This window comes from Serratia symbiotica (assembly GCF_000821185.2).
Lineage (GTDB): Bacteria > Pseudomonadota > Gammaproteobacteria > Enterobacterales > Enterobacteriaceae > Serratia > Serratia symbiotica.
On sequence record NZ_CP050855.1, the window covers coordinates 1,734,273 to 1,747,820 of the forward strand.

At 53.8% G+C, this 13,548-nt stretch carries 11 protein-coding genes; 7 read left to right on the forward strand and 4 right to left on the reverse strand.

Going from position 1 to position 13,548, the window contains the following annotated elements; genetic code table 11:
* Positions 1 to 362 precede the first annotated feature (362 nt).
* On the forward strand, positions 363 to 1,943 hold the full coding sequence (locus SYMBAF_RS08640; protein WP_040265004.1) for a TerC family protein: 1,581 nt from the start codon (positions 363 to 365) through the stop codon (positions 1,941 to 1,943).
* A gap of 29 nt (positions 1,944 to 1,972) precedes the next feature.
* Here SYMBAF_RS08640 and asmA read toward each other — a convergent pair whose 3' ends face one another.
* From asmA to apbC, 4 genes are all read right to left on the reverse strand, one after another.
* On the reverse strand, positions 1,973 to 3,805 hold the full coding sequence (gene asmA / locus SYMBAF_RS08645) for an outer membrane assembly protein AsmA (protein WP_040265003.1): 1,833 nt from the start codon (positions 3,803 to 3,805) through the stop codon (positions 1,973 to 1,975).
* Between the two features lie 11 nt (positions 3,806 to 3,816).
* Entirely contained in the window at positions 3,817 to 4,398 is a 582-nt protein-coding gene (gene dcd, locus SYMBAF_RS08650; protein ID WP_040265002.1) for a dCTP deaminase, read from the reverse strand.
* 123 nt (positions 4,399 to 4,521) lie between these two features.
* Positions 4,522 to 5,163, reverse strand: a complete 642-nt coding sequence (udk, locus tag SYMBAF_RS08655; RefSeq protein WP_040265001.1) for a uridine kinase — start codon at positions 5,161 to 5,163, stop codon at positions 4,522 to 4,524.
* Positions 5,164 to 5,262: 99 nt separating this feature from the next.
* Positions 5,263 to 6,375 carry an iron-sulfur cluster carrier protein ApbC gene (apbC, locus tag SYMBAF_RS08660; RefSeq protein ID WP_040265000.1) on the reverse strand — a complete coding sequence of 371 codons (1,113 nt, stop codon included), beginning with the start codon at positions 6,373 to 6,375 and terminating at the stop codon, positions 5,263 to 5,265.
* A 157-nt stretch (positions 6,376 to 6,532) separates the two neighbouring features.
* Between apbC and metG the strand changes: the two genes are divergently transcribed.
* The 6 genes from metG (at position 6,533) to sanA (ending at position 13,537) form a co-directional block, all read left to right on the forward strand.
* Positions 6,533 to 8,560 carry a methionine--tRNA ligase gene (metG, locus tag SYMBAF_RS08665; RefSeq protein WP_040264999.1) on the forward strand — a complete coding sequence of 676 codons (2,028 nt, stop codon included), beginning with the start codon at positions 6,533 to 6,535 and terminating at the stop codon, positions 8,558 to 8,560.
* 197 nt (positions 8,561 to 8,757) lie between these two features.
* Entirely contained in the window at positions 8,758 to 9,165 is a 408-nt protein-coding gene (locus SYMBAF_RS08670; RefSeq protein WP_040264998.1) for a CidA/LrgA family protein, read from the forward strand.
* Complete coding sequence (locus tag SYMBAF_RS08675; protein ID WP_040264997.1) at positions 9,162 to 9,857, forward strand: CidB/LrgB family autolysis modulator; 696 nt, start codon at positions 9,162 to 9,164, stop codon at positions 9,855 to 9,857. Before SYMBAF_RS08670 ends, SYMBAF_RS08675 begins: the two co-directional genes overlap by 4 nt.
* Before the next feature lie 138 nt (positions 9,858 to 9,995).
* Positions 9,996 to 10,871 carry a cytidine deaminase gene (gene cdd, locus SYMBAF_RS08680; RefSeq protein WP_040264996.1) on the forward strand — a complete coding sequence of 292 codons (876 nt, stop codon included), beginning with the start codon at positions 9,996 to 9,998 and terminating at the stop codon, positions 10,869 to 10,871.
* Positions 10,872 to 10,977: 106 nt separating this feature from the next.
* Positions 10,978 to 12,669: an NAD-dependent malic enzyme gene (locus SYMBAF_RS08685; protein ID WP_040264995.1), complete on the forward strand. Its 1,692-nt coding sequence runs from the start codon at positions 10,978 to 10,980 to the stop codon at positions 12,667 to 12,669.
* A 124-nt stretch (positions 12,670 to 12,793) separates the two neighbouring features.
* On the forward strand, positions 12,794 to 13,537 hold the full coding sequence (gene sanA, locus SYMBAF_RS08690) for an outer membrane permeability protein SanA (protein ID WP_040264994.1): 744 nt from the start codon (positions 12,794 to 12,796) through the stop codon (positions 13,535 to 13,537).
* Positions 13,538 to 13,548: the final 11 nt, after the last annotated feature.

Consider the following 13,548-nt stretch of genomic DNA (forward strand, 5'->3'; position numbering starts at 1 on the left):
CCATCAAAACACCTGCCTATCATTCGTTATTTCAGGGCTATGTGAAATAGGCGTTCAGTAAATATGCAAATTTATATTTCGCTATAAAAATAATAAACATCATGTAGTTATGGTGCAATTCGTGCATTTTGAAATCAAAAATCAGGATACTTCTTAAAACGCATGAACGCAACCGCGTTGCCCGTAAAGGGGAAGATGAGAGGAGACGAAGAACGGCGAATGTACCATTGTATTCCACACCTTGGTCAAAACAAACGCCTGCTTTTTCCTAAACTTTCCTGATTGAAGTTGAATTTTCCCGCTGCAACACTCATCATTCCTATGCGGCATAAGCCGTCTAACTTGCAGGTGAAATTAGGCGTATGGAATGGATCGCAGATCCAACAATTTGGATCGGCTTGGCCACTTTGGTGGTGCTTGAAATCGTTCTGGGTATAGATAACCTTATCTTTATCGCCATTCTGGCGGAAAAATTACCAAAAAAACAAAGAGATAAAGCTCGCCTTATCGGCCTGCTGATCGCATTGCTAATGCGGCTGGCGCTACTGGCCTCCATTTCCTGGTTGGGCACACTTACCCAACCGATGTTTGTGGTTGCTGCATACTCCTTCAGTGGCCGTGATCTCATTATGCTGTTCGGCGGGTTATTCCTGTTGTTCAAAGCCACCACGGAATTGCACGAACGGCTGGAAGGCAAGGATCAAGTACAACAAGAGTCACGCAAAGGCGCTCGTTTCTGGCCAGTGGTGGCGCAAATTGTGGTGCTGGATGCCGTCTTCTCGCTCGATTCGGTGATCACTGCCATTGGCATGGTCGATCATCTGGCCGTGATGATGATTGCGGTTTGTATCGCCATCGGCCTGATGTTGCTGGCCAGTAAGCCGTTGACTCATTTCGTCAACGCTCATCCCACTATCGTCATTCTGTGTCTGAGTTTCCTGCTGATGATCGGCTTTAGCCTGGTCGCCGAAGGCTTAGGCTATCTTATTCCGAAGGGCTATCTGTATGCAGCGATCGGTTTCTCGGTAATGATTGAAGCATTGAACCAACTGGCACAATTCAACCGCCGACGCTTTCTATCCCGGGTGCGGCCATTACGCGAGCGCACCGCAGAAGCGGTGCTGCGCATGCTGAGCGGCAAGCATGAAGAAGCGGAGCTTGACAGCCATTACGCCAGTTTGCTGGTCGATAGCGCAAGCGGTGAAGTTTTTAACCAGCAAGAACGGCATATGATCGAGCGTGTGATGGGGATGGCGCAGCGCACGGTCAGCAGTATCATGACCTCCCGCCATGACGTGGAATATCTCGAACTGAACGATCCACAGGAAAAGTTGACCCAACTGCTGGAGAAAAACCAGCATACGCGCATCGTGGTAGTAGAAAATAGTGCCAGTGACGAACCTCTGGGTGTCATTTATACCATTGACGTGCTGAAACAACAGTTAGCCCAGGTACCGCTGGCGTTACGCTCGCTGGTGCGCCAGCCGCTGATTTTCCCCGAACAGCTCACATTACTGAGCGCGTTGGAGCAGTTCCGTCAGGCGCAGACGCACTTTGCTTTTGTGGTCGATGAGTTCGGTTCGGTTGAAGGCATTGTCACCTTGACCGACGTCATGGAAACCATCGCCGGTAACCTGCCGGAGGACGGTGAAGAAATTGACGCACGGCATGACATTCAGCAAAACGAAGACGGTAGCTGGACGGCCAACGGCTATATGCCACTGGAAGATCTGGTGCTGTATCTGCCGCTGTCGCTGGAAGAAAAGCGTGAATATCATACACTGGCGGGCCTGCTGATGGAGCATAGCCAGCGCATTCCGCAGGAAGGAGAACACCTGTGCATCGGGGACTACCTGTTTGAACCGCTGGAAGTCAACAGCCACCGTGTTTTGAAGGTGAAAATTACCCCGTTGTCGCCGCCAGAACCTGATGATGAAACCTGACAAAAGCCGGGATACTGACCAGGGAGGGATTAAAGCTTATCGAGCAGCTTTTTCAGATCCTGGCCTTCACGCGAGTCCTTATTCTTTTCAACCCAATTACTTAGCGCGTTCTTGGCTCGGTTCTCCAACGTTTTATGTAGTATCTGTTCGACTTGTAGCTGGTAGTTGAGCTGTGCCCAGGGACCGTATACCCGCAAAGGAATTGACGTTTTTCGCAACTGTTCGATCAGGTCACTGCGGCCCTGCCAGCCGCCTGTCACCCGCACGTTGAGCGCCATGTCACACTGTTTGCCCATCATATTGACGGTGCCGCTGCCATCCAGACTCAGCAGGGGAGACTGAGCATTCATCTCGCTGATTTTCACCCTGCCTTGGTTCAGGCTGGCCTTCGCCGCTAGCTGTGCAACGGCGGTATAATGCGGGTAAGTGTCCTGCCCACGTACGCTGCTGTCGCTGCGTGCCACGACCTGCTGGACCAACTGTTGCACATTCAAGCCATGCAGTTGCCCCTCCTGCATCGCCAACTGGGCGCTACCGCGCCAGCGATGTATAAAAGAAGGTAACGTGAGGCGATCGCCGGTCAGTTCCCCCTGCATGCTGAATTTGCCACTCATGACCTGCGGCATATCAAAAGCTTTGAGCAGCGTACCCAGTTCAACCTGCTTCAATAGGGGCTGTAGGGCGATGATCGGCTTATCGCCACGCGCATCCAGCGAACCGGGCAAGGAAAAACGCCCATCGGCCAGTTGACCTGAAAGTTTATGCAGCCTGAGCAGCCCTCGCTGGTTATCGGCCTGAACGGCCAGTTGGGCGATATTCATACCGCGATAGGTCAATTGATCGACTTGCATAATGAGCTGTGCGTTGAAATCGCGCAGTGCAGCCAGATCCTGTTGCTGGTCATCAATTTGGCTGGCGATAACCGGCGCGGAGGCCGTCACCTGCGGTTCAGACGAACTCGTGCGGGATTGCCAGCCAGAAAGTGCATCCAAATTGAGATTGGCCGAGGACCAGTTCATTACCAACGCTGGCACCTCCGCCACAGTCGCGCTGACATCGCCGGTGAACTGATTGTCGTTGGCACTGATACTCACCGGGTTGAACACAATATGCGGTGGCGTTTGTTGATAAGCCACCTGCGCGTGGCCTTCACCTTTGATGCCGCCATTCAAGATATCCGCCCCTGCCAACAGGTAATTGAACCGGGTTAGCTTCGCGTTGATCTGGCGCGGGTAGTGTTGTAAATCGATATCGGCCGCCATCGTGAAGGTCAAATCGCGCTGATCACGATTTATCCGGCTGGAAAGCGCCATTTGCACCTGACGCTGGTCATTTTGTTGCAGGGTGAGATTGATGTCCCTGACGTTGATCTGTTCATCATTGGCGCGCTGCCAAATCAGCAGGCTATCCACGATCCGCAGATTATCAATACCCAATTTCCACGGTGTGTCTACTGACTCAGCGACAGGGTCAACTGGCGCGATAGGGGCATCAACCGGAGGCTGTTCTTCACTGTCCGGCGTTAGGCGGATAACAGCATTTTTCAACATCACTTGTTTGACAAACAGGTGGTGAGACAACAGCGGCAACAGTTTGACATCAAGGCGCATATTCTCAGCGCTCACCAATGGCGCTTGAGCCCCTGGCGCGGTCAGCGTTATGTGGCCAGAAAGAATGCTCAACTGCGGCCAAATATGCCAGCGTAGATCGCCGGCGAGCATTAACTGATAGCCGCTATTTTGTTCGACTTTCTTAACCATATAGGCGCGAAAATCATTAGGATTAACTAAGAGCACCAACGCGGACATTCCCGCAACCAATACAACCAGTAAGATCACCAATGCCGTCAGTAGTCTTCTCATACCACCCGCCTTTAGTCTTTGTCGATTCGACTCGCCACAGCGCCTTGCTGATCGCGGTATTTGGCATCCTGGCGGCTGTTGTAGGGACGCGCAGCTGGCCCAGATAAGGGTTCAAAACTCAGGGCACCGATCAACATCCCAGGGCGTAACGCCAGCGGTAACTTACCTGAATTATAGAACTCCAGCACAATGCACCCCTGCCAACCGGGATCGATACGGTGCGCCGTAACGTGTACCATCAGTCCCAGACGCGCCAGAGAAGAGCGGCCATCCAACCAGCCGACCAGATCATTTGGCAATGTCACGGATTCAAATGTTACCGCCAGCGCCAGTTCACCTGGGTGCAGGAAGAAAGCCTCTCCTTCCGGCAAGACGATCTCGTCGCTCATCACGCGATCAAGCGCGGCGCTGACTTCATTTTTCGGGCCGCTAAGATCAATAAAGGCGGCAGTGTGACCAAGGAACACCCGGAACTGATTGCCCAAGCGGACATCCACTGTGGCCCCGTTAATGCGCTCAATCGGCGGACGCGGCGAAATCACCAGTTTTCCGTTATCCAGCCAGGCTTCTATATCGCGGTCACACAGTCTCATCTCTTTTCTCCATCAAAGCGCGTAGCTAAACGAAAATTGCCACACCACGGGCGAAAGATCTACGTCAGGGTGTAAATAGTTTGCTACCAGCAGGGAAGACAATTTTTCAACCGTTAAACAGCATTATTGAAAAAATTGACTGATTTTGGCTTTCAGAATATCGATCGCTATACGGTTCTTGCCGCCTCGCGGCACAATAATGTCGGCATATTGCTTGGAAGGTTCGATAAACTGTAGGAACATCGGACGCACAGTTTTCTGATATTGCGCCATCACCGAATCCATCGAACGACCACGTTCATTCACATCGCGCTTCATGCGGCGCATAAGGCAAATGTCCAACGGAGTATCGACGAAGATCGAGAAATTCATTTCCTGGCGTAGGCGAATGTCTGTCAGCAATAAGATCCCTTCCAGAATGATCACCTTTTTAGGCTCCAGGTGCCCAGTCTCTTTCTTGCGCGTGTGCTCAGCATAGCTGTACAGTGGCACTTCTATCGCCTGGCCTGATTTCAGCATTTGCAAATGCTGGAACAGCAGGTTGTGATCCATGGCGCTGGGGTGGTCGTAATTGGTTTTAATCCGTTCTTCCATGGTCAGATGCGTTTGGTCTTTGTAATAACTGTCTTCAGGGATCACGCCGATATGTTCATCACCTACCTGTTCGCGGAGTTCACGATATAACGTACTGGCAATGAGGCTTTTTCCAGAGGCAGATGCGCCAGCTATACCAATAATGACGCACTGATGCGGCTTGTCAGTCATAAAATTAACGACCTGATTTCGTAGTGTAAAAAAGGGGGAACTAAACGCGCCAATTATAGGGAGTCAGCAGACTTTACGCCACTCTCTCGACACCATCAATTACAGCGCGCGGAACGCAATCTCCGTAGGGATCGCCTCTCCCTGCCAATACAACTGCGCAGCAACGCGGCCAGCAAGCTGGCGATACAACTCAGTGAACGGGCTGTTCGGGCGGCTGATCACTGTTGGCGCACCGCGATCCAAATCTTCACGCAACGAAATATGCAGCGGCATCTGCCCCAGCAGGCGGCTGTGGTATTTCTTCACCAGCTTTTCCGCCCCGCCGGTGCCAAAGATCGGTTCATGATGGCCACAGTGGCTGCAAATATGCACGCTCATGTTTTCTACAATGCCCAATACCGGCACCTGCACTTTCTCAAACATCACGATGCCCTTGGCCGCATCCAGCAGCGCGATGTCCTGCGGCGTGGTGACTACCAGCGCGCCGGTCACCGGAATAGTCTGCGACAACGTTAATTGGATGTCGCCGGTACCCGGCGGCATGTCTAGCACCAGATAATCCAGATCTGGCCACAAGGTATCCTGCAACAACTGCATCAGTGCCTTGCAGGCCATCGGCCCACGCCACACCATAGCGCGATCATCACTGACCAGATAGCCGATGGAGTGTGTCGCCAAGTCATGCACCCTAATCGGTACCATATGTTGACCATCCGGCGAAGTCGGACGCTCATGCACGGTACCCAACATAGTGGGGATCGACGGGCCGTAGATGTCGGCATCTAGCAGGCCGACGTTGGCACCTTCGGCGGCCAACGCCAATGCCAAGTTGACGGCGGTGCTGGATTTCCCTACCCCACCTTTACCGGAACTGACGGCAATAATATTGCGTACGCCTTTAACGCCAGGCTGACCATTGGCCCGCTTCATCGTGGCGATATCATGCTTGAGCTGCCAGTCAATGACGCTGGCCCCGGTCACGCGTAGCAATTCGCCACCCACGTGCTGCTTCAGCGCCTCAAAGCCGCTGCGCCAGGCAAATGGCAGGATCAATTCAATATGCAGCACACCGTCGAGCAACACGCAATGATGGATGGCCTTCAGTACGGTCAGATTGTTTTTTAACGTTGGGTGCTCAAAGGCGGCCAATACACCGGTCACCAAGGCACGCAGAACTTCGGAGTTGCTTGGCTCAGGGGATTTCGCATTCATCCCGGCTCCTTGATTTTAAATGAGGCACTGGTGGCAAGCATACCAGAACTGCCGCACGGCTGGCGCACATAACTTGCAAGAAACCACCCTAGCCGCAAAGAGCCTAATCGGTTAACATCAAAGGCCCTTTTTATTCAACAGAAAGCAAATTCTCACTATGGCTCAAGTCGCGAAAAAATTATTGGTGACGTGCGCGCTACCTTACGCAAATGGCTCCATCCATCTCGGCCACATGCTCGAGCACATCCAGGCAGATATCTGGGTTCGTTACCAACGAATGCGCGGCCACGAGGTTTATTTCATCTGTGCAGACGATGCGCACGGTACGCCAATCATGCTGAAAGCACAGCAATTGAGCATTAAGCCGGAGGCAATGATCGCGGAAATGAGCCAAGAACACCAACAGGATTTCGCCGGTTTTAACATCAGCTATGACAACTATCATTCAACCCATAGTGATGAAAACCGTGAGCTGTCGAACCTGATTTACACTCGCCTGAAGGAAAACGGCTTCATCAAGAAGCGCACCATCTCCCAGTTGTACGATCCAGAGAAAGGCATGTTCCTGCCTGACCGTTTCGTGAAAGGCAACTGCCCAACATGCAAAGCAGCGGATCAATACGGCGATAACTGCGAAGTGTGCAGCGCAACCTATAGCCCGACCGAACTGATCGCGCCAAAATCTGTGATTTCCGGCGCTACACCAGTGATGCGTGATTCCGAGCATTTCTTCTTCGACTTGCCTGGGTTTAGCGCAATGCTACAAGCATGGACCCGTTCTGGTGCACTGCAAGAGCAGGTGGCGAACAAGATGCAGGAGTGGTTCGAGTCGGGTCTACAGCAGTGGGACATCTCCCGCGATGCGCCATACTTCGGCTTCGAAATCCCAGATGCACCGGGCAAATATTTCTACGTCTGGCTGGACGCGCCCATCGGTTACATGGGGTCTTTCAAAAATTTGTGCGACAAGCGCAGTGATGTGGATTTCGACGAGTTCTGGTGTAAAGACGCCAGCACCGAGCTGTATCACTTTATCGGCAAAGACATCGTTTATTTCCATAGCCTGTTCTGGCCAGCGATGCTGGAAGGTAGCCACTTTCGCAAACCAACCAACCTCTTCGTGCACGGCTACGTGACCGTGGACGGTGCCAAAATGTCTAAATCACGCGGTACCTTTATTAAAGCTGGGACTTATCTACAGCATCTGGATGCTGACTGTCTGCGTTATTATTACGCCGCTAAGTTGTCTTCGCGCATCGACGATATCGACCTGAACCTGGAAGATTTCGTGCAGCGTGTGAATACCGATATCGTCAACAAGGTGGTCAACCTGGCGTCCCGCAACGCCGGCTTTATCAGCAAGCGTTTTGGCGGTCAATTGGCCGATAAACTGGCTGATCCGGCGCTCTATCACACCTTCGTCGATGCGGCAGAGCGTATTGGTGACGCCTACGCCAGCCGCGAATTCAGCCGTGCGATCCGCGAAATCATGGCGCTGGCCGATCTGGCCAACCGCTATGTGGATACGCAAGCGCCGTGGGTAGTGGCGAAGGAAGCAGGCCGCGATACCGACCTACAGACCATCTGCTCGATGGGCATCAACCTATTCCGCGTGCTGATGACCTATCTGAAACCGGTGCTGCCAATGTTGGCTACGCGCAGCGAAGCCTTCCTCAACACCGAACTGCGCTGGGATACACTTCAGCAGCCGCTGCTGGGACATCAGATCAACGTGTTCAGCACTTTATTCAAGCGTATCGATCTCGACCAGGTAAACCACATGGTCAACGCCTCGAAAGAAGATATGACCGTTGTCCAATCGGTGGGCATCCCGTTAGCTGATGATCCGATTCAGAGTACCATCACCTTTGATGATTTCGCCAAGGTGGATATGCGCATCGCGCTGATCACCCGCGCCGAGTTTGTCGCAGGCTCTGACAAACTGCTGAAACTGCAACTGGATCTAGGGGGCGAATCACGCCAGATCTTCTCCGGCATCCGTGCTGCCTATCCAGACCCGCAAGCACTGGAAGGCCGTTTAACCATCATGGTCGCCAACCTGGCACCCCGCAAAATGCGCTTTGGCATCTCCGAAGGCATGGTGATGGCGGCGGGTTCAGGGGGGAAAGAAATCTTCCTGCTCAGCCCAGACAGCGGCGCCCAACCGGGCATGCCGGTTAAATAACTGTGCTATTGCCTGTTGCAAGGGCCGAGCATGCTTGGCCTTTTCGTCCACCGGGGTTGGCCCTCGGTCACGCGTGATGCTGCCGTTCATTACCCGCTACCTTAGCGAGCGCATAGCGAGAATTCATGGTGTGGGCGGTGGCATTACTCATGGGCTTAATTGTATGATAAATATGTTAATTAAACAGGCAATGGAGTATAACCAAGGTGTTTAAGCTCTGCTGGAAATACCTAAGGGCAATCGCCCTTATCTACCTCTGTCTGTTCACCGGTGATGCCTTGGCGGCACTGCTGCCCATCGCCATTCCCGGTAGCATCATCGGCATGTTGCTGCTGTTCACCCTGCTCTCCCTACAAATCCTGCCAACAAAATGGGTCAAACCCGGCTGCCAGTTGCTGATCCGCTACATGGTGCTGCTGTTCGTGCCGATCGGCGTAGGCATCATGAAATATTCCCCCCAGATCATCGCTAACCTCGGCCCACTGGTCATTTCCTGCCTGGTCAGCACGCTGCTTGTGCTGGTGGTGGTCGGTTACAGCGCCCATTATTTCCAGCGCCAGCGCCGCATTGTCAGTAAGCCAGACGAGGCGGAGGAAGGGAAATGATCCATGAAATCTGGTGGTCACTGCCATTGACGCTGGCGGTCTATTTTGCCGCCCGCAGGCTGGCACAGTGGCTTAACACGCCGCTGCTCAACCCACTGCTGGTTTCCATAGCGGTGATTATTCCGCTGCTGCTACTGGCCGACATATCCTACCCACGCTATTTTCAGGGCAGTAAAATTCTCAATGATTTGCTGCAACCGGCGGTAGTGGCACTGGCCTTCCCACTGTATGAGCAGTTGCACCAGATCCGCGCCCGCTGGAAGTCAATCATCGCGGTATGCTTTATCGGTAGTATGACCGCAATGATCAGCGGTGTCGTCATTGCACTATGGCTGGGCGCTACACCAGAAATCACCGCTTCAGTGATGCCGAAATCGGTTACCACGCCTATCGCCATGGCAGTGGCGCAATCGCTTGGCGGCATTCCGGCAATCAGCGCAGTCTGCGTGATGTTCGCCGGTGTTCTCGGTGCGGTGTTCGGGCATGCGCTATTCAACATGCTGAAAATCATCCCCCCTTTGGCGCGTGGGCTGGCGATGGGTACGGCATCCCATGCGCTCGGAACAGCGCGCTGCGCGGAGGTGGATTACCAAGAAGGGGCTTTCAGTTCTCTGGCGCTGGTGATCTGTGGGATCATCACCTCGCTGCTGGCCCCCATCCTATTCCCGGTGCTGCTGCGTTTGTGCGCCTGACAGCAGTAAAAATTGCCAGTAATCTCACATTAAAATGTTTTATCGCCGTCATTTCATCAATAAAAGACGACTTAATCACATTTCTATCTGATCGAGCTACCTAGCATGTTATCCCGTTAACCTGTTGAGAGACTTTTTATGCACCTACGTTTTCACAGTGCCTTCGGTAAATTGCCTGCAACATTGCAATCCGCCTTGCGGCCATATATCGCTGCACCTGACTTTCCGGCGATGTTGACGGCTGAGCAAACAGCGGCGATCCGCCAGCTCAGCGGGCTGGATGATGATGCTCTGGCATGTGCCCTACTGCCTTTGGCAGCAGCTTACTCGTTAGCGCCAATATCACATTTCAACGTGGGTGCCATCGCCCAAGGGCAAAGCGGTAATCTGTATTTTGGTGCCAACATGGAATTCAGCGGGGTACCGATGCAGCAAACCGTGCATGCCGAGCAATCTGCGGTGATCCATGCTTGGCTACGCGGTGAAACAGCGCTGGTTGCCATCACTGTCAACTACAGGCCGTGCGGCCACTGCCGCCAGTTTATGAATGAGCTGAACAGCGGCGCTGGCCTACAAATCCGTCTGCCGGGTGCTGAACCGACAACACTGGCGGATCACCTGCCGGATGCCTTTGGCCCGAAAGATCTGGGCATCGCCACACTGCTGATGGATCAGATCAATCACGGTTATCAATTGACACTGACTGATAAGTTGGCGCTGGCGGCGGCCAATCAAAGCTATGCGCCGTACAGCAACGCCCACAGCGGCCTGGCGTTAGCAGCGGAAGATGGCCGGGTGTATGCGGGTCGCTATGCTGAAAACGCCGCCTTTAACCCAAGTCTGCCGCCGTTGCAGGCCGCACTGATCCTGTTCAACCTCCTAGGCGGTGACTGTATGAAAATCCGCCGCGCGGTGCTGGCCGAACCGCAGAGTGCTATCCTTAGCCAATGGGATATGACCCGCGCCACTCTGGCAGCGCTAGGTTGCCACAACGTTAGCCGCGTCAGCTTTTGAAAGCCAATAACAAAACCGCTATTTCGCAACAAATGCTGTACATATTCTCCCTATCTTTTAGGATCAGCCAACAATAAAATTATTTGATACGCAAAAAGTGAAACTAATGGAACACGAAAACAAACGCCCTCTTTACATCCCTTACGCCGGCCCAATTTTGCTGGAGTCTCCGCTGCTTAACAAAGGCAGTGCTTTCACCGAGGAAGAACGTAGCCACTTCAATCTGCATGGCCTGTTGCCAGAAGCGGTAGAAACTATCGAAGAACAAGTTGAGCGCGCTTATCGCCAATACCAGGATTTTAAAAACGACAACGACAAGCACCTCTATCTGCGCAATATTCAGGACACCAACGAAACGCTGTTTTATCGCCTGCTGGACTCGCACCTAAGCGAGATGATGCCGATCATCTACACGCCAACGGTCGGTGAAGCCTGTGAGCACTTTTCTGATATCTACCGCCGCGCGCGAGGGCTGTTCATCTCCTACCCGAACCAAAACCGCATCGATGACATGCTACAAAATGCCACTAAGCAAAACGTTAAGGTGATCGTCGTCACCGATGGTGAGCGTATTCTCGGCCTCGGCGACCAAGGCATCGGCGGCATGGGCATTCCGATCGGCAAGTTATCACTGTACACCGCCTGCGGCGGCATTAGTCCGGCCTACACGCTACCGGTGGTGCTAGATGTCGGCACCAACAACCCGCAGCGCCTCAACGATCCGCTGTACATGGGCTGGCGTCATCCGCGTATCTCTGGCGACGAATACCACGCCTTTGTCGAAGCGTTTATTCAAGCAGTCAAGCGCCGCTGGCCGAACGCTTTGTTGCAGTTCGAAGACTTCGCGCAGAACAATGCCACCCCATTGCTTAACCGCTACCGTGACGAAATCTGCTGCTTCAACGATGACATTCAAGGCACCGCCGCAGTCACGCTCGGTAGCTTGATCGCCGCCAGCCACGCCGCCGGTAGCCAGTTGCGCGCCCAAACGGTGACCTTCCTAGGCGCAGGCTCCGCAGGCTGCGGCATTGCCGAGCAGATCATCGCGCAAATGAAGTCTGAAGGGCTAAGCGAAGACGAAGCGCGCGCCCGTATATTCATGGTTGACCGCTTCGGCTTGCTGACTGACAAGCTGCCTAACCTGCTGGAGTTCCAGAGCAAGCTGGTGCAAAAGCACGAAAACCTGACCACCTGGCAGACAGAGAGCAAGGCCATTTCGCTGCTGGATGTGGTACGCAACGCCAAGCCGACCATTCTGATCGGCGTGTCCGGCCAGCCTGGCTTGTTCACCGAAGAACTGATCCGCGAAATGCACCAGCACTGCGCCCGCCCGATTGTGATGCCGCTGTCCAACCCAACCTCCCGTGTGGAAGCCCGCCCAGAAGACATCATCAACTGGACTGAAGGTGCCGCATTGGTGGCGACCGGTAGCCCGTTCGCCCCGGTGACCTACCAAGCGCAGCAGTTCCCAATCGCCCAGTGCAACAACGCTTACATCTTCCCAGGCATCGGGCTGGGCGTATTGGCCTCCGGTGCCACCCGCGTCACCGACGCCATGCTGATGGCTGCCAGCCGCGCGCTGGCCGACTGTTCGCCACTGGCCACTGATGGCCACGGCGCACTATTGCCGAATATCGATGATATTAAGGGGGTATCAAAATGCATCGCGATGGCGGTGGGCAAAGCGGCGCAGTTGCAGGGCGTGGCGATGGTCACCTCTGAAGATGTGCTATCGAAAGCTATCGAGCATAACTTCTGGCGGCCACAGTACCGCAGCTACAAGCGTACCTCGTTTTGATCTTGGCGCTCAAAAGCCCCAGGCTCGGTATGTGGGCTGGTAACCTTGGACAGCTTGCCTCAGCCAGCCAGGTAAAGTAGCCTTGAGCCCTCTCTTTTAGCCACTGAGCGCATTAAGCAATAACATGTGGAAACGCCTGATCATCACCTTATTCATCATCATTGCGCTGTTGATGCTCGCGGCTATCGCACTTGACCGTTGGATAAGCTGGAAAACGGCACCTTACGTTTATGACGACCTACAGAGCCTGCCCTATCGCCAAGTAGGCATGGTGCTCGGTACTGCCAAGTATTACCGCACCGGCGTTATTAACCAGTATTACCGCTATCGCATCCAGAGGGCGATTAATGCTTACAACAGCGGCAAGGTGCAATATCTGTTGCTGAGCGGTGACAACGCCCAACAAAGCTATAACGAGCCAATGACCATGCGCCGCGATCTGATCGCTGCTGGCGTAGCACCGAGCGATATCGTGCTGGATTACGCCGGTTTCCGCACGCTGGACTCCATCGTGCGCACCCGCAAAGTGTTCGACACCAACGATTTCATTATTATCACCCAGCGTTTCCACTGCGAGCGGGCGCTGTTTATCGCCCTGTATAGGGGGATTCAAGCGCAGTGCTATGCGGTGCCTTCACCGAAAGACATGATGACGGTTCGCGCCCGTGAAATTTTCGCCCGCCTCGCGGCACTCACCGACTTGTACATCCTCAAGCGCGAACCACGCTTTCTCGGCCCGCAGCTCCCGATCGTCGCCATACACAGCGTGCCGGAGGATGCCCAAGGCTACCCGGCGGTCTCACCGGAACAATTGGTTGAATTGGAGCACAAGCTGGCGCAAGAAAAGCACAAGGCCAAACAGCCCTGATAGGCACAACC